The sequence below is a fragment of the Allomesorhizobium aridi genome, assembly GCF_043769475.1.
GTDB lineage: Bacteria > Pseudomonadota > Alphaproteobacteria > Rhizobiales > Rhizobiaceae > Allomesorhizobium.
Map to the genome: position 1 here is coordinate 3,990,020 of NZ_CP171729.1, position 25,338 is coordinate 4,015,357.

Consider the following 25,338-nt stretch of genomic DNA (forward strand, 5'->3'; position numbering starts at 1 on the left):
GCCCCCATGCTGCGGGAAATCTACTGGACCAAGCCTGTGCGCGTCGAAACCGCGGGCCGGTTCCGTGTCATCAGCTCCACGCAGGCCGCAGCGCAATGGCTGCTCTACCACTGGCCGACGGAAGGCGGGCCTGAGCACCGGGCAGCTCGGGTGGCGTGCATCGCAGTTCTGAAGAACGAAGCCGCCAGATCATGCGCGACAGGCATTCATTGCCGCCGCCAAGGAAGCCGGCATCCTGATCGGCGACGCCGTTCGCGTTCCGATCCCAAAGCACATTGAAAGGATGATCCCACCATGAGCGATACGCCCATGCCGGTCACCGGCTTCTCCGTGGACGTGGCCATGGCCGAAGATGGCCAGACAATGGTTGCTTTGCTCACGCTGGAGACCGCGAACTGACATTCGAGTTTGCCATCAATGAAGCCGGCGCCCAAGCGATGGTCGGGAACCTGCAGCAGTTCCTCGATTCTATCCGATCGTTAGCGGGTTGACCGGCTCGATGCAGTCGGCGCCGTCGTCTTTGGACGAGTTGACCTGACGGCCGACGCGGTAGAATTCGAGGTTGCCGTTGAGGTTCTGCGAAAGCACCTGCTTCGGAGCCGTGTTAGTGGGTTCAAGCCAGGCATCATAGGCGGACTGGTCGAGAATGACCGGCATGCGGTCGTGGATCTGGCTCACGGGCTCGACCGCCGGCGCCGTGATGATTGTGCAGCTGGTGATGCCGAGCTTCTTGTTGTTCGCCCAGAGCCCGGCAAACGAGAACGGCTGGTGATCCGGCAGGTGGATGTGCCACGGGTCCCTGCCGTCATCAACTGCGGATTTCGTCCATTCGTAAAAGCCGTCGGCCGGAATCAGGCAGCGCGTCGACTGAAAGGCATCCTTGAACGCACCGGAGGTGTCGACCGATTCGATGCGGGCGTTGAACATCGCCGCCTTCGGCATCTCCTTCGCCCACCACGGGACCAGCCACCAGCGGCCTTCGCGGAGCTTGTGGTTGCCATCCTCGCCGGCCGTGACGAACGGCACATCGACAGTCGGCGCGATGTTGTAGGCCGGTGCCGTGTTTTTGTTGATCTCATAGTCCAGCGTCAGCCGGTAGAGCCGGACGATTTCCGGCCAGGGGAGGTATCTTGTGAAACGTCCGCACATGGGCGGCGACATTATCCGAAGAAATTTTCAGTCGCCAGAAGTTGTTGGGACATCTGCAGAACGCTGGAAGGGATGGTGAAAGCCGGCGTTCAAGGATGGGAATGACGCCGGCTCGTGATGGCGACGGCCCCGCTAGACAGCCAAAAAATCGGCGTTGGTGACAGCCAAGCCGCTGGCGAGATCGGCGAACAGGAAATTGCCGCCGGCGGCATTGCCGTTCGAGTCGTAGTAAACTTGACCGTTGGCGCTGTTGTAGATGATGCGGTCGTCGGCATCCTGGGCCAGGCCGCTGGCGTTCGAGCGGAAGGCATTCGCCGAAAGCACGCCGGCGCCGAGGGCGGTGAAGATCGCATCATCGAGCTGGATCGTGTCGTCGACCGGCTTGAAGTCGGTGATCGTGTCGATGTTCGTTGCACCGAGCGCCGTGTTGAAGACGAAGGTGTCATTGCCGTAGCCGCCCGTCAGGGTATCGCTGCCTTCCCGGCCGTTCATCGCGTTGTTGGCGCCGTTGCCGACGATGGTGTTGGCGAGGCCGTTGCCTGTCGTGTTGATGTTGCCCGAGCCCGAGAGCCGGATCATCTCGACGAACTGGTCGGAGAAGGCCTTGGACACGGTGGTGTAGACGGTATCAGTGCCGGCGCCATCGGTCTCGATCGTGCGGTCGAGCACATTGTCGACATAGTAGGTGTCGTTGCCCAAGCCACCTTCCATGACATCAATGCCGCCCCGGCCGTCAATGGCGTTGTTGCCGGCATTGCCGGTGATGGTGTTGGCGAGATTGTTGCCGATGGCGTTGATCGAGCCGCTGCCCAAAAGCTCGACGTTTTCGACGAACTGCGAGACCACGGAATAGCTGACGGTGGTGCGCACCGTATCCATGCCCGTACCGGCACCGTTCGCCTCGATCACCCTGGCGGCGAACGCGCTAACATAATACGTGTCGTTGCCAAAGCCTCCTTCCATGTGGTCGACGCCTGGGCCGCCGTTCAGAACGTCGTCACCTCCGTTGCCAAGAATGCTGTCGTCCCCATCACGGCCGAACAATATATCTCCAGAAGACCCGCCTAACAGCACGTCATTCACGAGACTTCCTTCTATATTCCGAGCAGACGAGCCGAAGAGCCCGGAGATCGATGTAGCGGCGAGCGCGGGTCCAAACGTTTGCTCTCCAGGATCAAACACGATGGTGAAGGCGTTAGATCCGTCAAACCAGTAGGTTATATACGTGAGCGGAGTGTTGGATGGGTATTCAAATAAAAGCCCGTTGCCTTCGGGTGGAGTAAAGTTCCCCTGAACCCGAAGCCTAGATATCGGTTCACCATCAACGACATACTCAACGAGATCATCTTCCCAATATTCAAAATCCAAACTGTTTTTGAATGGGGCCGTTGAACCCAATAGACATGTCTATGGAGGCGTATTGTGAAGTTACAAGTAGACTAACCACATTTTCAAACCCCTCCAATCATTCGGCCAAAGGTGAGGGCTTCGCCCCCGCTTACCCAGTAGGGTAGCCGCCAGTTCCCGTCGACACAATTTAAATGACGGCCTGTTGCCCACGCGGTGCATTGTGAAAGAAAAAGGCCGGCGTCCTTGTTGTGGGGTTTCGACGAGGAGGGACAGACGCCGCCCGGGCCATATGGGGATATGGTAATGATCAGATATACCGCTGCGAGGCGCTGACGGCAGCTTGGCCGATTTGATTAGGCCGTCGTTTCTTTGGCCTCTTGGCCTCCCGCGCCAGGACGATGTAGTTCCATCAGCCGTTCAGTCCCACCGTTTCGTCTGCCATGGTCAATCCCGCCACGCGGTGTTTGGCTAATCAATGGAGCACGTGAGAGCGCTGCACTGACGATAAGATATGTATCCCCGGATAAGTCGCCGGACGCGAAGCTAACGACATCCTCAGCCTGGTAAGTGGATATTGCGGGAGACTTGCCGGGCCTTCGGTCGGCCACGTGCGGTGCCTGAAAGGCGAGGGAGGCTTGCGCCATGCAACGCTGACCGAGGTGCGTGAAGACTAATCTGCCCTGCAGATTTCCTTGCTGAACATGGTGCCGTTTCGATTGAAAGCCCTGAGATTATCGAGCGTGCCGGCGTCATCCACCGTGTCACCCCAGCTGCCGACGATTGCAAGGAGTTCGTCTGGAGCACCGAGCTTCGAAAGCGCGAAGTAGATTTCGTTGACAATGGCCCGTTTGGTAGAGTCGTCTCCCGGCGAAACGTTGATTTGGGTCTCTCTCATCGATCACCTGTTAAAGTGTAGGGCAGATCGCCGAAGGATAGGACTTTGCATTCAGCGATCTGCCCTCACCCCTATGAAATCGACAGTCACTTAATGATGTGCACGATCTTGCGGGTATCCGGTTCGACAAGAATCGTCTGGCCGCCGGCGACGACGTAGCTGTACTTAACGTTCGGAAGGTCGACTTTGTGCACCTCGACCGTCTCCGGCAGAGTGGCTCCGACTTCGATCTTCACGTCGGCAGGCAGTTCGACCGACGCCACGTTCTGTTTCGTCACATACTCCCGAATAACGGTCTCCTGTTCAGGAGCGATCACGACGGTCTGAGCAGTCGCAATGCTGACGCTGCCAAGAAGCAGAAGGCCAGCAGCGATGCCGGAAAGATGCATTCTCATAAATTTTCTCCCTTGTATAAACAATTGATTAGCCGTCGCATTGCGGCAGCAGCAGATCATAAACACCGTGACAAGCACCTCCGCCCGGCGACCCAAATCAAACTCGACTAGACAAAATATGTTCCTTTGGAAGCCCTTATTGAAGTCGACAGGACCTGCCTGGTAGCATTCTTCCCCAAATCACCAAATTTGCCGCTATTTCGCATGCTCGCGGAAGGCGTACGTGGGAACCAACCCGAAACGACCCCGTTTATCGCGATGATCCGCATCCGCAGGGCGGAGGTGGCGACAGCCCGGCGGGACGCCCCCATGTCTCCTCGACATATTCCCGCCGGGCTGTTTCTAGCCGACGCTCAAAGCGGGTTAACCGGCACGATACAGTCGGGGCTTTCATATTTGGATGAATTGACCTGCTGGCCGACGCGGTAGAATTCGAGCTTGTCATTGAGGTTCTGCGAAAGCACCTGCTTCGGAGCTGTGGTGGTCGGATCAAACCACGCACCGTAGGCGGCCTGGTCGAGAATGACCGGCAGACGATCGTGAATCCGGCTCACAGGCTCGACGGCCGGCTTCTCCCGGTTCGGTTACACGATGACAATATCGCTGTTGGTAAGCGCGAGGCCGCTGGCAAGGTCGGCAAACAGGAAGTTGCCGCCGGCAGCATTGCCGTTGCTGTCGTACCAGACCCTGCCTGAATCGCTTTCGTAGATGACGCGGTCGTCGGCGTCCTGCGCGGCGCCGGTGACATTGGTGCGGAAAGCGCCGGCCGCCAGCACGCCCAGTCCAAGCGTCGTGAATATGGCGTTGTCGATCTGAATGGTGTCGTTGGCGACGTTGAAGTCGGTAATGGTGTCGATGTTGCCTGATCCGAGGGCTGTATTGAACACGAAGGTATCGTTGCCGAAGCCGCCGGTCAGAGTGTCGGCGCCGCCGCGGCCGTTCATCGCGTTGTTGGCACCGTTGCCGATGATGGTGTTGTCGAGGTTGTTTCCCGTCGTGTTGATGTTGTCGGCGCCCGAGAGCCGGATCACCTCGACGAACTGGTCGACGAAAGCCTTGGACACGCTGGTGTAGACGGTGTCGGTGCCGACGACATTGGCCTCGATCGTCTTGTCGAGCACGTTGTCGACGTAGTAGGTGTCGTTACCTGCTCCGCCGATCATCGTGTCGACGCCGCCCCGGCCGTCAATGGCGTTGTTGCCGGCATTCCCGGTGATGGTGTTGGCGAGATTGTTGCCGATAGCGTTGAACGAGCCGCTGCCCAAGAGCTCGATGTTCTCGACGAACTGCGACACCACGGAAAAGCTGACGGTGGTGCGCACCGTATCGGTGCCGGTGCCTGCGCCATTCGCTTCGATTACCTTGTCGGCGATATTGTCGACGTAATAGGTGTCGTTGCCTGCGCCGCCGAGCATCGTGTCTGCGCCGGCCCCGCCGTCTATGATGTCGCGCAGATCATCGCCGGTCAGGGTCTCATTCGTTCCATCGCCAGTCGTGGTGCGGACGAACTCCGTGCCCTGCGCAGACACATGGTACCCGGAAAGGTCGCCCACGGTATCGTCATCCTGCCAAGCCGCGAAGAAACGGCCTCCGCCCAAGCCAGCTAGGCTCGATGCAGTCTGATCGCTGGACGTGACCTCCAGGTTGAACTCTGCGCCTATTTTGTTGCCTGAGAAATCAAATACCTGACCGAGTACATCGTTATCTCCATTGCGGTCCGAGGTGTAGCTCACCAGGAGGTACTTGCTGGAGATGACGGCAATATCGGGACTGGACACCAAGTCGCTACCAAAATCGATGATGCCGGTGTTGCCGACTTGATTGCCCGAAGCATCGAAGCATTTGACCTCGATTTCGGTGTCACTCGCGCTGCCGCCAAACTGGTCGACATAGGCGAGGGCGAAGCCGCCATTCGGCAGCGCGGCAAGCACTGGATTGTCCTGGTCGTCGGGGTCGGCATTGGCCGTGAACTCCGTACTCACCGAGCCACCGGCAGAATTGTAGACGCGGAATTTGACGTTGGTGTCGCCACCACCAACATCCTCCGTCCAGGTGACGACGAAATTGCCGCCAGTCAGACCGACCACGGCAGGCTGCGACACTGCCAGGCTTGCCGTATTGCCCCCTGCAATCGTCGCGCCGGCACGAACCGAGCCGTCATTGTTGTAGATCACGAATTCAGCGTTGGTATTCGTTCCGGAACCGGCGAACTCATCGGTGTAGACCACCACAAATCCCCCGCCAGAAAGGGCCGCGACAGCCGGGTCGGTCTGATTGTCTGTGGCCTGGCCCTCCGCCTGCGTAACAATGTTTTGGGTGTTCACACCGGCACCCGAGGGATCGAAGACATGGAACTCCACATCGTCTTCCGTGCCGCCGTCATTATCCTCGTTGACAACCACCACATTGCCGTTTGAGAGAACCGCGACGGCTGAGTCATCCTCGTCGTCCGCCCCGCCACCGGCAGACACCACGATATCCTCGACGTCGAGCGCATTGCCATTCGCGTCGAAGCGCCGGAACATCACATCCTGGAACAATGGGTCACCGGCCCTGTCGCTTTCGAAGGAGAAGAAGAGGTCGCCATTGGCTAGGACCGCCACATCTGGCGCGGCCTGATCGTTGGCTGTCGTGTTGTTGACCACGAACTCGGAAACGAAATTCTGGAAGGAGTAGGTGACGGTCGCCATGATGATATTGCTCCTGAATATCTCAGCCGATTACGTGCGGCGCCGGCTATATCGAGGTTTCCTGTAACCGCATGATGTCGCCCGATACGCGGCGCGGTTGCAGTTCCGTTTCAGTAAGTCCGGGGGTTGCGCAGCCAAATGAGCGGATTGCTCGCCGTCTCACGCTCGACGTGATCTACCGGGATCTCTTCATTCGCGGTTAGGACAGCAAACCTATGGCGCTTCTCTGTTGCGCAGAAGGTCGCATTCATGCAAGCAATCGTCATCCCTCAGCAGGAGAAGCGAAGTTGCTTGCACGAACGGTGATCTTGCGAAATTTCATTTTTCATTCCTCTCCGACATAAACCCCGCCGCTGCCTGCGGGCTCAATAGGGCGGAAAAATGATTATCGCCGGCTTTGGCTTGCCCTGGTTGCGCAGTTTCGCGCGAGCTTTCTGTTGCGCCAAAGAGGCCCGCTATGTTGGTCGGCGGGCCTTCACACTTCATGCGACCCATCAGCGAATCGATATCCGCATCGCCGAAAATCTGGATCAGGTCCGAGGGAAAGTAGCTGTGCGTCCGCTTGCAGTAGGGAGCACCGGACGCGGACCATCTGTCTGCGCTGGTTAATATTGGACAGCGGGTAGTCGTTTCCCTTCGGCCAATAGGGTTCCGGCATGGACTGAAATAGGAACGCATTCCTTCCGCCGTCAAGCTCATATTGACTCCTTCGTTCTCATTTTGTTCACTGTGGCATGCGTACGAAAAAGAGGTGCCCAATGTACAAGGAAACTCCCCTGACAGTGGCTGAGGAAGTCGCACTGCAGCATGCGGCCGAAAAGCTGATCGCTCCACGGCGGCGACAAGCTGAAGGCTCTCAAGGCTGCGATGCTCCACAATGGCTATCTCGAAGGCCAGCTAGAACAGATCTCCGAAGCAGTTCCGGGGCTTATCAAGATCCGCTACGACGGCCCTATGGCTTCGAACTAGGCGGCCTGATGATGCCTAGAAATTATCCGACCAGCATGACGATCTGGAGCGCGACGTCGACGCCGTCATCGTCTCCTGCGACGGCGACGCGAGAGCAGCGGTTCGCGCCCTGATCGGGCAGGTTGCCTACCTGGAGCGCGAGATTCAATGTTTTCGGGTCGCGGTCTCCTCAGGCTTCGGCCGGCAGTGGCATCACAAGAGATGGGAGGTCGAGACTGATGCCGGGTCGGAGGATGGGTGAGCTCTCTTACTCAGCGATCGACCGCGCCTACCCATATCAGGTGGCGCTGCCAGACGACATTTGCTGCATGCACAACCTGGCTCTGATCATGGAGTTTTGCAGGAAACGTGGTGTCATCCATCTGACGCGACACGTCACGGCAATCTGGCCAAACGGCAAGCAGGAGCACTATCGCCTCCACTGCTTTGCCGATCTAGCATCCGCAGAGTCCTTCAAGGATCATTTCGGCGGTGTGATGTTCGATCCGAAGCGCGATCGCGAGAATGGTCGGGCACGAGGTGCATGGCACCGGAAGGATGAATACAAGAGGATTCTGGAAAGCGGCCCATTAAGAGTGCCGGAAATCTTACGGGATTAGATCATGTGCGGTCGTTACACTCGATATCTGTCCTGGACCGAAATTAGCCGGCTTTACCGGCTCACCACGGACTCGGAGCGGCAGCGTAACGACTGGCAGACGCACTTCTGCTCAGCGAGATATTCATGCTGACGACTCCATCCTGAGGCAATGCGCGTCTGGCGGTCCGCGACGCCGAGCTTGCGCTCGAGCGCCGCTCGAGTCTGGTTTCGGCTTCCTTGCAATCCAACCCCTGAACAGCGCTGAAAGGACCGGCAATGACTGTGCTTGCTTTGCAGCGGCGGCTGATCAAGCTAGTACGTCATGTCTGTGCGACGGTGCTCGTGGAGTAGCGGCGCGACCCGAAGTAGCGATCTGCAAGTCGCTGGAGCAAGCTTTTCCTGAACGGGTTGCGTCCCCAATCCCGCGACACGCCAGGAAATGACGGAGCTGGTCGGCGGTCCTTCAATTCTGGAAACGGTTGCTGGGTTCCTCGTGACGGACGCGGCCGTCTGTCGGGGGGATAGGGGCCGCACTTCGTATCGGCGCCCTGTGTAAACAGACAGCATTCGCCCTTCTCGTTGATGAGATAACCATGGCGGATCCAACCTACGAACTCGCCGTCGCAGGTGTGGACCTTGTCGCCTTTTCGCGTAGCCAGCGGTCTGCCGTCCCAAGAGTAAATACGACCTGTTTGGGTGACGTAGCAGACAGCATGGCCGTTGCTGTCGAAGAACTCCATCCGCGCGGCCCCTGCCAAAGAAATACGCGCGATACTTGCACCTTCAACTTCAACAATCAATCCGCCGCTAGTGTCTCAGCAGTGGCGGCCAAAAGCTGCACCGAAGGCGGCAGCAGACCCCACCTTCCCAGAAAATCACAGGAAATCACCGATGACGAGGACGCTGGACATCCAGCGCCGTCTGGCGGGACTCGGCTTAAACCCCGGGCCCCTTGACGGCGTCCGCGGCCCTAAAGGCAGAACCTCGTTAAGTGCAAAAGCGGCACCTGCATCAACCGCTTGTCACCCCACGAAGAGTAGCAAAGGAGGATGTAGTTTCTTGAGATTTGGCAACGACTTCGATTGCAAAGGTATTCCGGACGTTCCACGGACAATGATCTTGATGTTGGGTTGCTTGCGGACCTCAATTGTGAATTTGGCCAAGAGGTTGATGCCCGAAGAATTCAGAAATTCAAGATCCGTTAGATTGATCGTTATGGAAGGAGGAGACGAAGCAAGAACATTCATCATCAAAGACAGAATTGATTCATATTCCCGAGTGGCAAGCCTCATGACGCCATCGAAGTAGATATCGCTTCCTTCATTCCAGACACGATAGCGCTCTGTGATGATTTCCATGTCGTGCCTTTGTTTCCCTTATGCATGCATTTGCGAGATCTGAAGCGAAGTCCGTGACCTCAAGGGCAGCGTCGCCACGCTTCACGAACGCATGGACCGGTTCGTTGAACCCGAATGCGCGGCGGAACAAGCTGCCACCTGTCAGATAGAACCGGGCCCGGCGGTTCCGGGCAACTCCCTGAACTTTGCCCGCGTCTCTTCGGAGGCGCGGGCTTTTTGCGTTTGGGTTTGGGAACAGAATGCTTACGCTGTAGTTTTCGAGCCCAAGGGGAGTTTTCCCTCCACTCACCCCATCCCTTTGGCTAAGAAGCCCGCCGCCGCTTGGGGCCCCCACTCGTGCGCGGCGGGCTTTTTGCGTTTCAGACTTGGCAGATGACTTCTTCTACATGGATCCGGTGCGGTTCAGCGAGCGCAGCAACTGCAGCGCTTTGCGATCGTCGATCGTGTCGCCGCGGCTCCCCTCGATGCAGAGCAGTTCGAAGTGCTCGCCATATTTGGCGCGGGCGATCTCCAGCTCGCGGCGTACTTTCTCTCGGAGGGCTTCTTCCAAGGAAACGAGTTCCGCGTCGGCTGTCATTTTCGGCTTCTGGGTGGCCCTTTTCAATGCAGCGTAATCATTGCCATAGAAGAGCTTCATGAGCGCGCGTGCTTTGATTGGCGAAAGATCGAACCTGTCGGCGATATCGCTGACGTCGTAGTCCTGATTGGCCGCCTCGCGGGCACGCCCCTGCCTGCCAATCTTGCCCTTGTCGTCGACCATCTCGCTATCCTGCCCGCTCTGCCTGTTCCGCAACGCGGCCCCGCTTCGATCGTTCCCTTCCTTGTACGTTCCCGCAAAACTCTAGCTAAGAAAGGAACCGGATGCTCGGTGGCGAGTTCCCGGCTGACTTCAGGGGACGTTTGTCATGGCCAGGGCCAGCCTTCTCGTGCGCGCAATGCAGCTTGCGGAGAGCGGGGAGCACATCGATTGCCTTACCGTGGAAAGCGCCTTGGCCGTTGAGGGCTATGCCGACGCATTCGAAGTCTTCAAAAACGACCGCCTGCGCGCTGGCATTCGGGCCATGTGCCAAAAACACTGGCCACCGTATCCCGAGGCAGAAGCGAACGACAATCGGCCTTCGAGGGCCGACGCAGACGCCGCCCAAGAAGCCCCTCACAGCTGACACTTTTGTCATGATTGGTACCAAGACTTTAATCCTAAACGCTCTGGCATTACTTTCTTGCCCCAAGGGCAAGGGGCAAGGGCAAATGCCGCAATTTGAGACTAAGCTTGGCGTCTGGGAGCCAGACGAGCTCAAGGTTTTGGAAGCCGTGTTCGAGGAGGCTTGTGGGCTATTGCAAATCGACCGGCATTCGCCCGACGCCGAGAACATTGCGCTCAAGATTATGTTGATGTTTCAAAGCGGCGTTGATGACCGCAGGCAGTTGCTCGAGGCGGCGATTACACTGCCTTATGCCGACGCGACCCAAGTCGACTTACGGTGTAACTGATCCGACGGCTGGCCTGCCCCCGTTCGCCGAGAAAGACCCGCTCGCCCGGCTGCTCGGATCAAGCACACGCTCGGCGGCGACTGGATTGAGTTCCAATCCGGCGATGAACGATCCGGCCCGGATCGTCATGGTGGACCGCAAGATGACGCGGCAGTAGGTTCGTCTGATTGCGTCGCCGGAACCAAACCTATGCGTGCAGCATTTATTGATTGCATCCCTTCCATAGGGCGGAGGATGGCAGACAGCCCGGCGGGACGACAAAGTCCCCCTCCAAATCTCGCCGGGCTGTTCTGTTCGCCGCCGCCTGAGCTCTTTTGATCGGGCCTGGCCGCTCGCTCCTCTCAGCGAATTGATAGGCTCGATGCAGTCGGCGCCCTCGTATTTCGACGAGTTCACCTGTCGGCCGGCGCGTTAGAACTCCGGCAGTTGCCTTCTCTGCTTCTCCGGTTCGGTTAGACGATTACGAAGTCGTTGTTGGTGATGGCGAGGCCAGGGTCGAGGTCGGCGAACAGGTAGTTGCCGCCGGCGGCGTTGCCGTTGCTGTCGTACCAAAGCCTGCCAGAGTCGCTTTCGTAGATGATACGGTCGTCGGCGTCCTGTGCGGCGCCGCTCAGATTGGTCCTGAACTGGCCGGCCAACAAGGTGCCGAGGCCGCCACCGCCGCCACCGGCTTGCGTGAAGATAAAATCTTCAAGCTGGATAATGTCATCCACAACGTTGAAATCGGTGATGGTGTCGACGTTGGTCGTGCCGTTCAGCCCGGTCCGGAACAAGAAGCTATCTGCGCCGAGCGCCCCGGTGAGAACATTGTTTGCGGCATTGCCGGCGATCGTGTTGGCGAGATTGTTGCCCGTGGCATTGATCACTGCGGTTCCGGTCAGCGTGATGTTCTCAACGAATTGCGCGGCGGCCGAATAGGTCACGGACGAGTTCACCGTATCGGTGCCGGTGCCGGCTCCGTTCGCCTCGACCACCTTGTCGGCGGCATTGTCGATGTAATAGGTATCGTTGCCCAATCCACCCGTCATCGTGTCGGCACCACCGCGCCCGTCGATGGCGTTATTGCCATCGTTGCCGGTGATGGTGTTGTTCAGATTGTTGCCGACGGCATTGATCGAGCCGGTGCCAAGCAACACCATCTTCTCGACGAACTGCGCAACCACCGAATAGTTGACGGAGGTTCGGACGGTGTCAATGCCCGTGCCGGCTCCGTTCGCTTCGAAAACTTTGTCGCCGATGTTGTCGACGATGAACGTGTCGTTGCCGGCGCCGCCGAACATGGTGTCGACGCCGGAGCCGCCGTCAAGCGTGTCGCTGTCATTGCCGCCGAACAGCAGATCGTCTTCGCTGCCGCCGTTCAGTTCGTCGTTGCCGCCGCCGCCGAGCAAGTAGTCCTTACCACCGAGACCGTGAACGATGTCGCGCAACTGGTCGCCCTCGAAATAGTCGTGCGCACCATCCCCGGTCGTGGTGCGCACGATCTCCGTCACTTCGGCGGTGATCTGCCCGCCGGTGCCGTCCGAACTATTGTCCTGCCAGGCGGTGACGAACTTCCCGGATAGAAGGCCGGCGACAGCCGACTTCACATCCATATCGGCGGAAACGGTGATGGAGAATTCACCCATCACCGCGACACCGTCAGCGGTGTACACGCGCGCTATGACATCGGAATCGGTCACGGTATACTGCCTGGTCCAACTGACCACGATGAAGCCGTTCTCCAGGACCGTGATGTCGGGTTCGATATCGGGCTGCGTGGAAGGATTGTTGACGCGGATGAAACTGCCAGGCGTGATATTGGCGCCGCCGTTGAAAATCTGCAGCGCGATGCCCGAATTGCCGCTGTCAGCGCCGTCCCAGCCCGTGTCGGTATAGACCACCGCCCATTTGCCGTCCGCCAGGCCGACAACCTTCGACTGGGTGTTGTCGGCGCCAGTGGCGATGTTGAAGTCGTTCACATGCGTCGATCCGTCGGCATTGTAGACACGGGCGCGTATCGTCGTCTGGTCGGCCAGATCGGTGTCGGTATAGGTGACGACATAGCCGCCGGTGCTCAATGCCGCGACGGCGCTGTCTGCCTGGTCGCCTTCGAGCGTATTGACCTGCTGGCCGGCATCGATTTTTAGGCCATCGTTGTTGTAGTGATTTCTGTAGATGTTGCTCGAGTAGGTCTGCGTAACCACGAAACCGCCGAATTCCAGGGCCGCGACCTGAATGTCTGTATCCTCGCCCGCTATATTAATGCCGACATAAATCTCACCTCCGATTGGCTCGCCGGCGGCCGTGAACAAATGACCCTTGACGCCGGCATCGCCGGGCGCATCATCCTTCCAGGTCACCAGTACATTCCCGTTATCGAGTTCGACCACTTGCGGCTGGCCCAGCGCCTTGGTGGCCCCGTCGGAAGGTACCTTGAACGTGCCGACCGGGTTGTGGGCGGCATCGTAGAAGTCGACCAGGACAAAGCCGTCGGCAATGTTGTTATTGTTATAGGCGACGGCGAAGCCGCCATTCGACAGGCCGGTCACCTCCGGCAGAAGCTGGTCGCCGGGTTCGAAGCTGTTGGCCTGGAATTTGGTCTTGGTTGCAAGGTGGGAGTAGGTGCTGGTGACGGCCATCTTGGTACTTTCCTAAGAGACAGCGGGATCGCTCCGGGGCGAGTGCCTTCGGCGAAAACTGTCGACAAACGTGGGGGTTGACCGACTCAGTCGGTTGCGAGGAACGCCGCTATTTCGACGCCTACTGTAACCGGAAGATGTCGCCCGATACGCGGCTGGTTGCAGGCCGTTTCATTCAACGTTAACGTTGAACGAACAGAGCGGCTGACTGTCGGCGCGATGGTGTAGGGGCCGTGTTCTTGTTGATCTCGTAATCCAGCGTAAGCCGGTAGAGCCGGACGATTTCCGGCCAAGGGAGATAGCGTGTGAAGGTCCGCACATGGCGGGACCTTATCCGGATAAACTTTCAGCTGCCAGAAAATGTGACCACGTGCGGAAAGCCGAAAGAAGGGTCTGAGCCGGCGTTCAAGGATGGGAATGACGCCGGCTCGTGATGGCGACGGCCCCGCTAGACGACCAAAAAGTCGGCGTTGGTGACAGCCAAGCCGCTGGCGAGATCGGCAAACAGGAAATTGCCGCCGGCGGCATTGCCGTTCGAGTCGTAGTAAACTTGACCGTTGGCGCTGTTGTAGATGATGCGGTCGTCGGCATCCTGGGCCAGGCCGCTGGCGTTCGAGCGGAAGGCATTCGCCGAAAGCACGCCGGCGCCGAGGGCGGTGAAGATCGCATCATCGAGCTGGATCGTGTCGTCGACCGGCTTGAAGTCGGTGATCGTGTCGATGTTGCCGCCCCCCAGCGCGGTGTTAAACACGAAGCTGTCGTTGCCGTAGCCACCGGTCAGCGTGTCGGCGCCTTCACGGCCGTTTATTCCGTTGTTGGCGTTGTTGCCGACTATGGTGTTAGCCAGGGCGTTGCCTGTCGTGTTGATGTTGCTCGCGCCGACGAGCCGGATCACTTCGACGAATTGGTCTGAAAAAGCCTTGGAAACTGTGGTGTACACGGTGTCGGTGCCTGCGCCATTGGCCTCGACGGTCTTGTCGAGCACGTTGTCGACATAGTAGGTGTCGTTGCCCGCGCCGCCCTCCATCCTATCGACGCCGCCGCGCCCATCCATGGCGTTGTTGCCTGCGTTACCGGTGATGGTGTTGGCGAGATTATTGCCGACGGCATTGATCGAGCCGCTGCCCAAAAGCACCATGTTCTCGACGAACTGCGACACCACCGAGAAGCTGACGCTGGTGCGCACCGTGTCAACGCCCGCGCCGTTGGCCTCGATCACCGTGTCGCCGATGTTGTCGACGTAAAGCGCGTCGTTTCCTAACCCACCTTCAAGCCGGTCAGTCCCCGCTCCGCCAATCAGCGTGTCGTTTCCGTCTCCGCCGACGAGGGTGTCTCCTCCGTCGCCGCCCGCAATGTAGTCGTTGCCGCCGCGGCCTGACAGCGTGTTTGCGTGACCACCACCGTAAAGCTTGTCATCGAAGTCCGTGGCAACAATGTTTCGGACCCCAACGATCGAATCCGTATTCCCAAAGCCGTCGATTACGGTGTCGGGAGCGATCCCACCCTGAAAGTGGGTAGCGGATTGATTGGCGATAATGCCCAGAGTACCACCGTGCGCGCATCGAGTCGGTAATCTGCAATATCTTTGTCGACCCCACCGCCGCCAACAAAAACGTCATTCCCAGCCAACCCATGATAGCGATCCTGCCCTCCGCCTCCATCGAGACGGTTGTCGCCTGCATTCCCAATGATTGTGTTGTCTAGGCCATTTCCGGTGACGTCAATGTTGGAGGCGCCACCCAAGGTAATACTGCTGATCCCAGCTCCGAGTATCAAGTCGATGCCGCCAACCGCAGCAGGCGCGCTGATCGTAAGGTTCTCGACAGTAATCGTGACGGTTTCGTTCCCGGCATAGCTATCGCTTACGAGAATCGTGTCGCCCGGGGCGGAATTAGCTACGGCCAATGCTATTGTGGGATAGTCGCTTGGGACGTGAATTACAGGCATCGTACATCTCCCCCTTGTAATAGTTGGCGGATGCTACGCCTGTTTCGCACAGGGCGGAAGAAGATTCCGGGGGACCAGAAGTGGTACAATAGCTCACCCTTTGGTTTTGAGGTCCGGCACTTGTCGATTGCGATGCCAGCCGCGGGAATAGCCAAACGAAACCGCCGCCCGAGTCAGTTCCAGTTCATGCTCCAGAAAACCGTTTGCAGCCAGCAGCGCAATGACGGCATCGCCGCCGCACAACGCAACAGCCTCATCGGCGGCTCTCTCCAGATCGGGAACAGCTTCGCCGTCCGGCGCCGGGTGTGGTTCGGTCATGACAATCTTCCTTGATGGAGGAAATTTCTGACACAAAACCCCTTGCCGACGCAAGGCATATGTTCCTAATTCGTTCTCGTGCCGGAACAGCCTCCATCGAAGCGACCAAGCGCCTGGACACTTTAAAAAGGGCACAGCGCTTGCCAGTTGGTTCGCGTCCAGTGTGCGCATTGCAACATCAAGCGATGGTACGCGCCGGCCGATCTGCAACGGCTGGCCGGCGATGTGCCGGCAACTGCAATCAAGATGCGCTGTGAGAAGTGCGGCAAGCGCGAATGGATGCGCATCAGCTTCGAAAGTCTGCCCGCCGCTGAGCGCCAGGGGATCCGCGTAAGGCGGCTTGCCGACATCAAGATGAGGCGCGTTCCAGTTTGGCGGGATGAGTAGCGTCAGTTCCAGCCCTTCCAGAGAACATACGCCGCCACGATATTCGCAGCGGCGGCGAGGAGCCATGCTGGTATCGAAGGCCGCCAGAACGCGTACGCGGCCAGGACCAACGCAACGAGCGACGCTACACCCATAATTGGCTTCCCCCATCCGTCAGGGCAACAAGCGCCCCTGCGCCTAGGCCGCAAACTCATAAATTGAGGTACCGCTTTGTGACGAGTTCTGATTCAAGGCTTCTTTTGGAGGCCTGAATGCGCCGTTACGAACTGAGTGACTTTGAATGGAGTGTGATCCAGCCTCATCTGCCGAACAAGGTTCGCGGCGTGGCGCGCGTTGACGACCGCAAGGTTCTGAACGGCATTCTTTGGCGTTTCCGGACCGGATCGCCCTGGGCGGATGTGCCGGATCGATATGGCCCCTACACCACATGCTACAACCGGTTCGTGCGATGGCGCAAAGCCGGGGTCTGGGATCGGCTGCTCGCTGCGGTTTCCAAGGCTTTCGACGGCGAGATCATCATGATCGACTCCTCCTGTGTCCGCGTTCATCAACATGCGGCCACGGCAAAAAAGGGGGCGATGACGATGGTTGCATGGGACGTTCCCGCGGCGGGCTCACGACCAAGATCCACGCGCTCGTCGATGCCGAAGGCCGACCGGTCGATCTCGTCCTGACCGCAGGGCAGGCACATGACGGCAAACCCGCAGTCGCCATGCTCGACGTCCTTCAGCCCGATGCGATCCTGCTCGCAGATCGCGCCTACGACAGCAACGTCATTCGCGACCTGGCGGCGCAGCGAGGCGCATGGGCAAACATCCCGCCGAAGAAAACCCGAACCGGCAGCTTCCCCTTCAGCGCATGGGTCTACAAGCAGCGCAATCTCATCGAGCGATACTTCAACAAACTCAAACACTTCAGAGGCATCGCAACGCGCTACGACAGAGACCCGCTAAACTTCCTCGCAGCAATCAAACTCGCGTCGGTTCGCATCTGGTTGAAAAGTTATGAGTCTGCGGCCTAGTATCGCGATACGCATCAGGCCTTCAACCAAGCTCTGTATGCCCGGCCGCTCGCGAACGTCGACCGTGAGAGTGATTATAGCGGCCGCTCCACCGCTAAGCACTGTGACCGCTGCGATTGAAATGAGAGCAAGCTGTGATTCCATGGGAGCCTCCTATTGGAATAGGAGGATTTTCCCATGTGACTGGCCCCTGTGGACAAGATGAATGGAAATCGGGTGGAAGTGCGCGGGAAATGGCGGGTTCCGGCTCGATTTTATCCACGCTTCCGGGGTCTCAAGGCCTTAGCTACTGAGCGCATCCACAAAGCGGCACAGACGCGCGTGTTGGCCCGGCGCGCCAATGTGGGTCCAGCGGCCCATGTCGGCTCTAGTTGAACTTTTCAACCAGCGCAGCAATCTGCTGGGGTTCCGGATCTGATATGATGGAGATTACCGCCCAACAACCCAGCGCTCCTGCTAACACCAAAGGACCGATCTCCTTCGCGCGTGATAGAAACCGCCAATTGCGGCGAGGAGCGCCGACCGGGCCGCAGCTAGGCGCCCATGCCAGGCTGCTCATGCGACGTGCGGCTTCGGCACTCGATGGAGCATTCATCAAGCAGGTGTATTCGATCCCGTTGCTGACATAGCGGCAAGTGTACTTGGGCATGGTCGTGCAAAGCTCTCTAAAGGTGGCCAAACGGGGATCGAGGACGCAATGTTCCAAATTCCGAGGGCAGGGCCTCGAGCCGGCCAGCACAAGGTCACGAGCGCGCAGCCTCCTTCAGCTTAACTCTGCAGGCGCAGCCGGTCTGTGCGATACACCACAGGCGGCCGTCGTCGCGAGCGGCCCGGAATTGTTGCGGAAAATCCAGGGCGCTTCCTTGCCGGTTACGTCGATGATTGTCTGTTGCAGCGCGTCGTGAAGCCGGCTCATGGCGCGGTAGTCATCGCATTTGACACGGAGGCCGTCGCCATAGGGGGTATGGTAACGATCAGAGTATAGGGCTGCCAGGCGCCGAAGGCAGCTTGGCCGATTTGATTAGGGCTATCGTTTCTCTGGCCTTTTGGCCTCACGCGCCAGGGCGACGATGTAGTTCCATCAGCCGTTCTTCCCACCGTTTCGTCTGCCATGGTCAATCCCGCCATGCGGTGTTTGGCTAATCAATAGAGCGCTGCACTGACGATAAGATATGTATTCCCGGATAGGTTGCTGGATGCGAAGGTAACGACAATTTTCGGCCTGGTAGTAGATTGTTCTCAAGGGCTGGGGCGCAGACCTCCCCAGTTCGACTTGGAGCCCGGCCGTTACGTCCCTTCCGGTCACTCGTTCGGAAGGGCACTGGCAGCCTGCTTATAGCCAGGATGCAGTTCGGCCCTCGGTGTGCGCATCCATGGCGCTTTATCGCCCGTGACTGCCTCAATCGCGGTGACGATTGGCTGGGTGAGGTAGGTGGTTTTCTTGCGCCTGGACATGGCTATTTCCGAACGGTTGAGAATCGCCGCACTAGGACATTATTCCTGACGCGCTGTTTGGGATCAAGGTGACGATGAGACCGGGACTTCACGTAGATCTCAGAGAGGCGGGAGGAAAAGTGCTATGCGTATCGTTATTGCCGGCTTGATGCTGGCAGCTTCAACAGGAATCTCATTCCCTGGATGCGAATTGGTCACCGGTCCGTGCTCCACCGACAGTTCCGGCAACACTTACTTCACGGAGCAGAACCTCGGCGGCGGTTACAACACCTATCGGAATGGGGATCTTAGCTCGCAGACCAGCCAGAATTTGGGTGGCAGCTATACCGAGACGTTTTCGAACGGCGCTACGCGCACCCATTCCGACAATCCGTATGGCTCGCAGTTCGGGCAGCTGCCTACGAGCCAGTTCGGAACCATCGATCTATACAACGACTGACTGAGACCTTCGCTCGTGCCGGTCGGGACGGTGATCCCTTGCCGGTATCCGACTCGTCGCTGTAGCATCACGCCGCGACGAGTATGGGGTTGGGTATGGGTGCGCTTGAGGACAAGCTGTTCGACGACTACGTGACGATCAAGGCGGCGCGCGGCCAACGCCAGAACATCTCCAGCACCCGCCAGGCGGCCGAGTGGCTGCTCTACAAGTGGCCGACCGAGGAGGACACGGACAAGGCTTGGCGGGCGCGCAAGGCCTGCTTTGAAGCTCTGCAGGGCAAAGTAGATGCCGCAGCAGCTCGCAAGGCTTTCCGCGATGCCGCGGAGGAGGCCGGCATCCTGATCAGCGGCGATCGGCGCCCGACTTTCAGGCCCGTAAAGCGGAAAAGATAGCGGGCATCTTTCCGGAAGTCTGTCCCGGAATCCGGAACATCCAGGCCACTAACGCGGTTCGGCGTCAGATCGTGGGTTCCCATCAGTTTCCACGATCGAAAAGGCCCAGCCAATGGGGCCGAAGCCCGCCGCGTTCGACGTGACACCCTCCTACGTGGCGGGCTCTGCGCAATAATCTTGCATCATAGCGCAGTTTCGCGCAAACATCCCGCATGCTCCTCGCGCCCTGGTCATCCGCTGCCTCTGCGGCGGCCTAGGACGCGTTCGAGGCGCCTACACCGGCCAGAGCAGAACGCGCTGGCGGGGCTGTGTGGGCGAATCCGGGGCTTCCGGGATCGGCCAGCCGCAAACAAAAAGACCCGGCACAATCTGGCGGGAGGTGCCGGGTCCTTTAGGTCACGAGGAGTCCAATGCAGCGGTAACATCTCAAAGCCTGCGCCCGTTTGGTTAATGAGCGGTTAAGGAGGGCGACGATTGGAACCGCGGAGCCAGCACTGTCATCCAGCGAGGCGTTTCCTTCAAGTGTAGAGGCGAATGTGCTCACGCCTTCCCTTTTCCCAGCCTGACGCCTGCGCCGCCATCCACACGGGATCAAGTAAGTTGTCGCGTCATCGGCGCGTCCGGAGTAGTCGCACAGTTGGTCTGCGGCTGAGCCATTTATCGGCAAGAGCCGTGCTTCCTTGTTTTTTGGACCTCGTTATCTAGTTTCTGTTCCGACAGGTGTGCTTGTTAGCGGTTGCTTCGCTGCAGGGAGATCCTTTGACGAAATCTATTCACGACCGGGGAGTGTTGAAGCCAGTTGATCTCGCCAAGCTTCAGCGGGTCTTCGACGAGGCCTGCCGGAATTGCGAGGCCGAGCCCGATTCAGATGACGCAAGGGAGATTGCGCTAAGGTTGCTCGCTCTGCATGACGCTGGGCTGGTCGATGAGGAACTACTGGTGGCGGCAACCAGTTTCCGGCCGCTTAAAATTCGAACACCACTTGCAAACCAGAATTGAACCTTGGCTCGGCCAGGTCTGCGATCGGTATGGGAGGCGCACCTGGCGCTCTCCTCCGGCTGATTGTCGAGACCGGCAGCGGGGGAGAACTCCACGCCGGGACCATCTCGGCAATATCGATCATCCTGCAATCAGGCATGGTGGAGATCGGCGGCAGTCTCTTCGAGCGGCTCGACGGGATCGATCTGGGGCGGCTCAGGCGGACTTGGTGCGCGTTGCCGGGCTCTACGGCCTCAGAGTTGATGGCCGCCGCACTCGTCGCGCTTCTACAGGCCCAGGAAATGGCAAGGACGGCTTAGCCACGGGCAGCCTTCCGTTGCAGTCTGTTACGAACCGTCAAGGAACGCTTCCGACAAGCCGTCGTTGACGCCTCGAATTGGGAGGCTCTAATGGACAAAAGTATTTATGAAGCACGCTGGTTGCTCGCACCGATTGTCGGCCTGTGGATCGTCGTGGCAGTCGCTGGAGCTACGCTGAGTTGACGGGCCTGATGCGACCCCTCCCAAGTGACGTAGACGCCGAAGTTGTTGTCGCGTTCGACCGCCTTCTCGACGGGCATGCCAAAACAAGGCCCGTGTCCATCATGTGGCTGATCGACGAAGTCCGCCAGAGGATGGTATCTTCGATGTCGACCGACGCCTTGGAGATGCTGGCAGTCGAAATGGCTGCGGCTCGACATCTTCCGGTCATGCTGGATCGAAAACCCAAGTCAGCGCGACGTCGTGCCCCGTCCCAGGGGACCGAAACCGGAGGCGCGTAATTGAAGGTTCAGCGAATCACTGTGACTGCTCAACAGCAAATGTCGGCGCGTCGTCGCCTCCGCCAGATTGGAGGGTGTTGTCCCAGGGTCAACAAAGCTGCACCAGGGCCTCTGATGATTGCATTCTAAGCCCTCACCCCATCGTCGCCGAGGCAAAAAGCCATTCAAATCCCCGGCGACTTCACGTTCCAATAGGAGTACCTAACACTTCGATTGCATGGATTTCTCCATCCGGGTGACGATTGGGTCGTAATCGACCTTCAAGTCCCGATGGTACTCCATCAGGAGGAAAGCGGCGCGGTCATCACACACGGTGATCGCTTTGACGTAGCGGATCATGTCATCTTTGACGCCGGAATAGGCCGCCCAATCGTATTCCACCCGCTCGTAGGTGACCTCCCAACCTTCCTTCTCGTCACTGCTGATCTGGTCCTCGATCGCTACGCGGAAATCGTGGGGTTCTACCTTGATGCCCCAGACCGCCAAGAGATCGCCCTCGGGTGAGACGAATGCCGCGCCGCCACCGCCTTCATATTCTTTGATCAGCTCGTAGGTCGGCGGTACGTCGAAGATGAAATCGAATTTCTTGATGCCGAACTGCTGCCATTCCTGCGCTGTTGCCTGAGTCAGGAAGAGTACAAGGGCTGAGGAGATAATTGAGGCTCGCTTCACTGCTCGCTCCCATTCGCTCAGCAAAAGCTCTGCGTCAGCCGAGTTGACGGAACATTAGGCAACGCGAATATATCATCGCTTCTCGAAGGCAGTCATTTAAAAGTGACACACCGGGTGTCGCTGTCTGAAACTGGACAGGCGGCTCTTTTATCGGAACCGGCCTTAGCCTTCGCCGTTTGGCTGGTCCAGGGGTCAATCCATCACGCATCACCCTTGGAGCCCGCCGTTGTCCAAGCCCCTCTTGCGCGGCGGGCTTCTTGTGTTCAGCAGCCTCGCCCCGGATGCAGGTAAGCCGGCGGTGTCTGCATCCAGGGCGCTTTGTCGCCGGTTATGGCCTCAATGGCCGTGACAATTGCCGCATTCAATGCTGTCAGCGCGCGGGAATGGTCGCATGACGGAGCTATGAACAGATCGTGGTTGCCTCGGACGACCTGGAGGCGAGCCTTCTCCAACTTGGCGACCGCTACGGTTCGCCCTGGCGGGCTTTTTTCTCTAGGGGGCGACGCTATTGGCCCCTGGTATTTCATCGAACATAACCACATAGCCCAAGGCGATGGCGGTATCCATTATTGCAATCGCTAGCTCCTCGTCGGGGGTCACAAAGTCTCCCGACAACATCCGGAATTTCCCGATGGCCTTGGAGGTAAACAGCAGCGACCCCTCGTGGGCGATATTGACACAGGCATTCACGGCCGAAAGCAGATCGGCTCGATCGAACTTGCTGTTGTCCACAAAGGCTCTCCGTCAGTCGAGGCCCTTCGGGCAATTCAACCCACAGCTACCGAATGAGTTGCATTAGAAAAGGCTGATGGAACATCGCATGATCAAGTGCAAGGTTAGCGACCCCAGACCCGGCCACGGTTCGCCCTGGCGGTTGTTTGTTCGTTGGGACAACCTCCGACAGCGAACTGTCACTTTGGCAGAGGCTTTAAACCATTGTCTGAGCCCCGCGGCCTAGGGAGGTGGGTTTTTTCCTTGGCCAGAATGCCGGTGATTCGTGCGAAGCTTGCGAAAGATTTGCGGGCATCTTCCGTTGAAAGCTGCGCGGCGATTGCTGCCGAACAGGCGTTAAGCGCGCATCGATAGACAGGGCCTTGCCGAGCGCCCGGCCACTGCTGAAGGAAGTACAGTGCCTCTTCAACGCTTTCGATCTCTTCGACCGGCTCCCCGGGCGCTGCAAAGACCTGAACAGGCTTACGGAACCGCAGGCGGTCCACATTCATCTCCAGATTCGCGGTTTTGCCGCTAGTCTTCAATCATCTCAACATAGGCTTGTCGATCATGATGATAAGTGGCGCTTCCCAGCCAGCATAGCAGGATGCGCGGGCCCCCGACCAGATTGGTGAGCCCCCGCTCTATCAGGAGAGGCCGCCTCATTACGGGTTAGTTCTTCGTGGGGCTCTCTGTGCGGACCTCGTGCTCCGCGCCAATCACCTGAAGGCGTGCGAACTCGTGCCGCTCGTAAAGCTCTAAATAACGCTTGCGGCCGTCTCTGCTTTGCCTGCGCAACGTGTCGTCAATCCGCTCCGCGAGCCATTGGCGCTTGTGCTCGATATACCAGATGGATTCTTCCACTGTCAGTCCGACAAGCGTCAGCCGGCCTTTGCTGTCTATGGTAAGGGCACGGTCCGCCGTCAACGCTTCCTCTTCGCCTGGCGTGAGTTCTAGCGGCACGTTCATCAATTCCGCCCTCTCTCATGTCGCGCGCATGTCGCACGGATTTGCCGATAGTCGCAGGAAACCCTTGGAAATCAACGGGAGCCGTTTGCAACATGACGCGACATGAAACGGCAGCGCCGGTCAGTTAGCCTTCCGATAAATAGCTGAATTCATTGATAGAATTTTGGTACGGTTGGGTGGGCTCGAACCACCGACCTCCGGATCCACAATCCGGCGCTCTAACCAAGTGAGCTACAACCGCACTTCGCCCCGAGTAGGCCACTAGCGACCAACAACAGCAAATCCCCGACGACTCCCGCACGGTGCATGATCAACCCTCCCAAGCCTGGCGCACCGTCGTGCAAGCAAGGAAAGGCGTCAAGCGTTGCGGAGCCTCACACCGACCGGCGGCGGCCTGCGCGGGGACTCCTTGTGCCCGGTATCCGTAACCGCCGAGAAGGAAGCGCGTGTTTGGTCGCCAGGTGAATTCGGGAACTGCCCCGAACGTCTGGAGTTCAACGGCGCATGGATTTGAAGCTTTTCCCTTCGCCAGTGCCTATCCGATTTGGCAAAATCGGGCTGATACACAGCGTCGCCACTGTGGAGGAGGCCGCGAAATTGCTGCGGGATCCCCGTTGGCCTAATAAGGGCCGCGTCAACCTGCGGGCTCGCATGGCTTGCATTGATGCGTCAAACGGCCTGGGAACTTGCCACGATGCCTGGGCGGCGTTCGTCAAGGCCGCCCGCGAGGCCGAGGTGCTGGTGGAGGGCGACTGATGCCGACACGGTCGGGACCGTCCCGGTCATGTCAGTGTCCTTTCGGTTTTCGGAGGATTAGTTTGAAGCTGAGTTTCATGAGGACGTACTCACGTTGTGTGAGCGCAGGCGCTGAATCGTTATGATCGGCGACGACCGCCGCCCTGCGCCCAAGCCGATGAAGCGGAAAAGATAACGGCATCATTCTGGAAGGCTGCCCCGGAATTTTCCGGAACATCCGGCCACTAGCACGGTTCGGTGCCAGATCGTGGGGTCCCTCAACTCCTTCGACCGAAAGGCCCAGCTAATGAGGCCGAGGCCCGCCGCCGACACTCCCTCTCTGTTGTGCGCGGCGGGCTTCTTTGCTTTCGGCGATGCCCTCTCGGCAGGCAGCCGTGAGATCGCCCTCGAGGTCAATTGTCGCTTTCGTGCAAGAAATCGTCATTCCTAAGCAGAAGATGCGAACTTGCTTGCACGACCACCTGCCGCCCGTAAAATCCCTCTGCAGCGTTCTACATCGAAATCATTCCCGCCAACGTCTATCCACTGCCAGGGCAAACGAAGGCGCCCGCCACCATCCGAAGGCTCATCGACAAGCACGGCGCCGAGCACGCGCGCCTCGTGCTGTGCATCTTGGCCGAAGGCAAGGGAAACGACGCCCTGATTGACGAAACCAGCCTGTCGGCCATCCGACCTGCTCCTGGCCTGTCCCGACATCGTGGATGGCAGCACGTCGGATCTCCTCGCGCTCTTCGATACCGTTCCGCTCGGCCCATACATGGCTATTGCCAACGAACTACGCATTCCAGCGGCCGGGGCGTGATGCTCGTCGCATCCCTTCCCGCCGGCGCAGCATTGACAGGAGCCGCCAAGAAGCCACGCCGAAGCATCGAGGAACTTTTGAACCAGTTGCCTCCTGAAGTCGCTACCGATCTCCGGGCCAAGCTTACCGCGATCCTCTCCTATGGTTTAGCCAGGCTGAGAGCGGGGGAAAACAAATATGTGGTGCTCGCGGATGTGAGGGCGCAGATCAGAGCA

29 protein-coding genes, 1 tRNA gene and 2 pseudogenes are annotated in these 25,338 nt (G+C 58.7%); 10 read left to right on the forward strand and 22 right to left on the reverse strand.

The window, feature by feature from the left end; all coding sequences use genetic code 11:
* Positions 1-6 precede the first annotated feature (6 nt).
* Positions 7-298 (forward strand): annotated as a pseudogene (locus tag ACG873_RS21695) (DUF982 domain-containing protein).
* A 170-nt stretch (positions 299-468) separates the two neighbouring features.
* Here ACG873_RS21695 and ACG873_RS21700 read toward each other — a convergent pair.
* The 8 genes from ACG873_RS21700 to ACG873_RS21735 all read right to left on the reverse strand — a co-directional run bounded on the left by ACG873_RS21700 (position 469) and on the right by ACG873_RS21735 (position 7,596).
* Complete coding sequence (locus ACG873_RS21700; RefSeq protein ID WP_394887508.1) at positions 469-1,149, reverse strand: SOS response-associated peptidase; 681 nt, start codon at positions 1,147-1,149, stop codon at positions 469-471.
* A 132-nt stretch (positions 1,150-1,281) separates the two neighbouring features.
* Complete coding sequence (locus ACG873_RS21705) at positions 1,282-2,193, reverse strand: calcium-binding protein (protein ID WP_394887510.1); 912 nt, start codon at positions 2,191-2,193, stop codon at positions 1,282-1,284.
* A gap of 976 nt (positions 2,194-3,169) precedes the next feature.
* On the reverse strand, positions 3,170-3,394 hold the full coding sequence (locus ACG873_RS21710; protein WP_394887512.1) for a hypothetical protein: 225 nt from the start codon (positions 3,392-3,394) through the stop codon (positions 3,170-3,172).
* A gap of 86 nt (positions 3,395-3,480) precedes the next feature.
* Complete coding sequence (locus ACG873_RS21715) at positions 3,481-3,789, reverse strand: DUF1236 domain-containing protein (protein WP_394887514.1); 309 nt, start codon at positions 3,787-3,789, stop codon at positions 3,481-3,483.
* A 353-nt stretch (positions 3,790-4,142) separates the two neighbouring features.
* Positions 4,143-4,343, reverse strand: a complete 201-nt coding sequence (locus ACG873_RS21720) for an SOS response-associated peptidase family protein (protein WP_394887516.1) — start codon at positions 4,341-4,343, stop codon at positions 4,143-4,145.
* A 30-nt stretch (positions 4,344-4,373) separates the two neighbouring features.
* On the reverse strand, positions 4,374-6,479 hold the full coding sequence (locus ACG873_RS21725; RefSeq protein WP_394887518.1) for a hypothetical protein: 2,106 nt from the start codon (positions 6,477-6,479) through the stop codon (positions 4,374-4,376).
* A gap of 318 nt (positions 6,480-6,797) precedes the next feature.
* Positions 6,798-7,178 (reverse strand): hypothetical protein, encoded by a 381-nt coding sequence (locus tag ACG873_RS21730; RefSeq protein WP_394887520.1) that lies wholly within the window; start codon positions 7,176-7,178, stop codon positions 6,798-6,800.
* Positions 7,179-7,470: 292 nt separating this feature from the next.
* Entirely contained in the window at positions 7,471-7,596 is a 126-nt protein-coding gene (locus ACG873_RS21735) for a hypothetical protein (protein ID WP_394887522.1), read from the reverse strand.
* An 85-nt stretch (positions 7,597-7,681) separates the two neighbouring features.
* Here ACG873_RS21735 and ACG873_RS21740 point away from each other — a divergent pair, with 85 nt between their 5' ends.
* Entirely contained in the window at positions 7,682-8,047 is a 366-nt protein-coding gene (locus ACG873_RS21740; protein ID WP_394887524.1) for a hypothetical protein, read from the forward strand.
* Between the two features lie 301 nt (positions 8,048-8,348).
* Here the strand turns inward: ACG873_RS21740 and ACG873_RS21745 are convergent, their stop codons facing one another.
* The 3 genes from ACG873_RS21745 to ACG873_RS21755 form a co-directional block, all read right to left on the reverse strand.
* Positions 8,349-8,768, reverse strand: coding sequence for a 4-fold beta flower protein (locus tag ACG873_RS21745; RefSeq protein WP_394887526.1), 420 nt, complete (start codon positions 8,766-8,768; stop codon positions 8,349-8,351).
* Between the two features lie 282 nt (positions 8,769-9,050).
* Positions 9,051-9,386, reverse strand: coding sequence for a slr1659 superfamily regulator (locus ACG873_RS21750; protein ID WP_394887528.1), 336 nt, complete (start codon positions 9,384-9,386; stop codon positions 9,051-9,053).
* 382 nt (positions 9,387-9,768) lie between these two features.
* Positions 9,769-10,146: a hypothetical protein gene (locus ACG873_RS21755; protein WP_394887530.1), complete on the reverse strand. Its 378-nt coding sequence runs from the start codon at positions 10,144-10,146 to the stop codon at positions 9,769-9,771.
* A 145-nt stretch (positions 10,147-10,291) separates the two neighbouring features.
* Between ACG873_RS21755 and ACG873_RS21760 the strand changes: the two genes are divergently transcribed.
* Both ACG873_RS21760 and ACG873_RS21765 read left to right on the forward strand, forming a co-directional pair.
* Positions 10,292-10,549, forward strand: a complete 258-nt coding sequence (locus tag ACG873_RS21760; RefSeq protein ID WP_394887532.1) for a hypothetical protein — start codon at positions 10,292-10,294, stop codon at positions 10,547-10,549.
* A gap of 10 nt (positions 10,550-10,559) precedes the next feature.
* A complete protein-coding gene (locus ACG873_RS21765; protein ID WP_394887534.1) occupies positions 10,560-10,877 on the forward strand; it encodes a hypothetical protein in 318 nt (105 codons plus the stop codon).
* Between the two features lie 452 nt (positions 10,878-11,329).
* Here ACG873_RS21765 and ACG873_RS21770 read toward each other — a convergent pair whose 3' ends face one another.
* The 5 genes and pseudogenes from ACG873_RS21770 to ACG873_RS21790 form a co-directional block, all read right to left on the reverse strand.
* Entirely contained in the window at positions 11,330-13,495 is a 2,166-nt protein-coding gene (locus ACG873_RS21770) for a calcium-binding protein (RefSeq protein ID WP_394887536.1), read from the reverse strand.
* A 448-nt stretch (positions 13,496-13,943) separates the two neighbouring features.
* Positions 13,944-14,714, reverse strand: a complete 771-nt coding sequence (locus ACG873_RS21775) for a hypothetical protein (RefSeq protein ID WP_394887538.1) — start codon at positions 14,712-14,714, stop codon at positions 13,944-13,946.
* A 75-nt stretch (positions 14,715-14,789) separates the two neighbouring features.
* Positions 14,790-15,038: pseudogene (locus ACG873_RS21780) on the reverse strand (calcium-binding protein); the annotation flags it as partial.
* Positions 14,975-15,442, reverse strand: coding sequence for a calcium-binding protein (locus tag ACG873_RS21785; RefSeq protein ID WP_394887540.1), 468 nt, complete (start codon positions 15,440-15,442; stop codon positions 14,975-14,977). The pseudogene ACG873_RS21780 and the gene ACG873_RS21785, both read right to left, overlap by 64 nt.
* A gap of 93 nt (positions 15,443-15,535) precedes the next feature.
* The gene (locus ACG873_RS21790; protein ID WP_394887542.1) at positions 15,536-16,213 is read right to left on the reverse strand and encodes a hypothetical protein; all 678 of its coding nucleotides are present in this window, start codon (positions 16,211-16,213) and stop codon (positions 15,536-15,538) included.
* A 185-nt stretch (positions 16,214-16,398) separates the two neighbouring features.
* Here ACG873_RS21790 and ACG873_RS21795 point away from each other — a divergent pair.
* Positions 16,399-17,168, forward strand: a protein-coding gene (locus ACG873_RS21795) for an IS5 family transposase (protein ID WP_394885678.1) whose coding sequence is annotated in 2 segments (ribosomal slippage) — positions 16,399-16,719 and positions 16,722-17,168 — 768 coding nt in all. Because the reading frame shifts where the segments join, the coding sequence is not laid out codon by codon here.
* Positions 17,169-18,470: 1,302 nt separating this feature from the next.
* Here ACG873_RS21795 and ACG873_RS21800 read toward each other — a convergent pair.
* A complete protein-coding gene (locus tag ACG873_RS21800; RefSeq protein WP_394887544.1) occupies positions 18,471-18,623 on the reverse strand; it encodes a hypothetical protein in 153 nt (50 codons plus the stop codon).
* Between the two features lie 124 nt (positions 18,624-18,747).
* Between ACG873_RS21800 and ACG873_RS21805 the strand changes: the two genes are divergently transcribed.
* The 4 genes from ACG873_RS21805 (at position 18,748) to ACG873_RS21820 (ending at position 20,752) form a co-directional block, all read left to right on the forward strand.
* The gene (locus tag ACG873_RS21805) at positions 18,748-19,062 is read left to right on the forward strand and encodes a hypothetical protein (protein ID WP_394887546.1); all 315 of its coding nucleotides are present in this window, start codon (positions 18,748-18,750) and stop codon (positions 19,060-19,062) included.
* Positions 19,063-19,157: 95 nt separating this feature from the next.
* The gene (locus ACG873_RS21810; protein ID WP_394887548.1) at positions 19,158-19,454 is read left to right on the forward strand and encodes a DUF982 domain-containing protein; all 297 of its coding nucleotides are present in this window, start codon (positions 19,158-19,160) and stop codon (positions 19,452-19,454) included.
* A gap of 759 nt (positions 19,455-20,213) precedes the next feature.
* Entirely contained in the window at positions 20,214-20,453 is a 240-nt protein-coding gene (locus tag ACG873_RS21815) for a hypothetical protein (RefSeq protein WP_394887549.1), read from the forward strand.
* A gap of 29 nt (positions 20,454-20,482) precedes the next feature.
* A complete protein-coding gene (locus ACG873_RS21820) occupies positions 20,483-20,752 on the forward strand; it encodes a hypothetical protein (RefSeq protein WP_394887551.1) in 270 nt (89 codons plus the stop codon).
* Positions 20,753-21,414: 662 nt separating this feature from the next.
* Here ACG873_RS21820 and ACG873_RS21825 read toward each other — a convergent pair.
* The 5 genes from ACG873_RS21825 to ACG873_RS21845 form a co-directional block, all read right to left on the reverse strand.
* Positions 21,415-21,885, reverse strand: coding sequence for a hypothetical protein (locus ACG873_RS21825; protein ID WP_394887553.1), 471 nt, complete (start codon positions 21,883-21,885; stop codon positions 21,415-21,417).
* A gap of 492 nt (positions 21,886-22,377) precedes the next feature.
* Positions 22,378-22,617 carry a hypothetical protein gene (locus ACG873_RS21830; RefSeq protein ID WP_394887554.1) on the reverse strand — a complete coding sequence of 80 codons (240 nt, stop codon included), beginning with the start codon at positions 22,615-22,617 and terminating at the stop codon, positions 22,378-22,380.
* Positions 22,618-22,796: 179 nt separating this feature from the next.
* On the reverse strand, positions 22,797-23,102 hold the full coding sequence (locus tag ACG873_RS21835) for a DUF982 domain-containing protein (RefSeq protein ID WP_394887556.1): 306 nt from the start codon (positions 23,100-23,102) through the stop codon (positions 22,797-22,799).
* A gap of 166 nt (positions 23,103-23,268) precedes the next feature.
* Complete coding sequence (locus ACG873_RS21840; protein WP_394887557.1) at positions 23,269-23,565, reverse strand: hypothetical protein; 297 nt, start codon at positions 23,563-23,565, stop codon at positions 23,269-23,271.
* Between the two features lie 164 nt (positions 23,566-23,729).
* Positions 23,730-23,806: transfer RNA gene (locus tag ACG873_RS21845), tRNA-His, on the reverse strand.
* A gap of 263 nt (positions 23,807-24,069) precedes the next feature.
* Here ACG873_RS21845 and ACG873_RS21850 point away from each other — a divergent pair.
* Positions 24,070-24,321 (forward strand): DUF982 domain-containing protein, encoded by a 252-nt coding sequence (locus ACG873_RS21850; RefSeq protein ID WP_394887559.1) that lies wholly within the window; start codon positions 24,070-24,072, stop codon positions 24,319-24,321.
* Positions 24,322-25,338 lie beyond the last annotated feature (1,017 nt).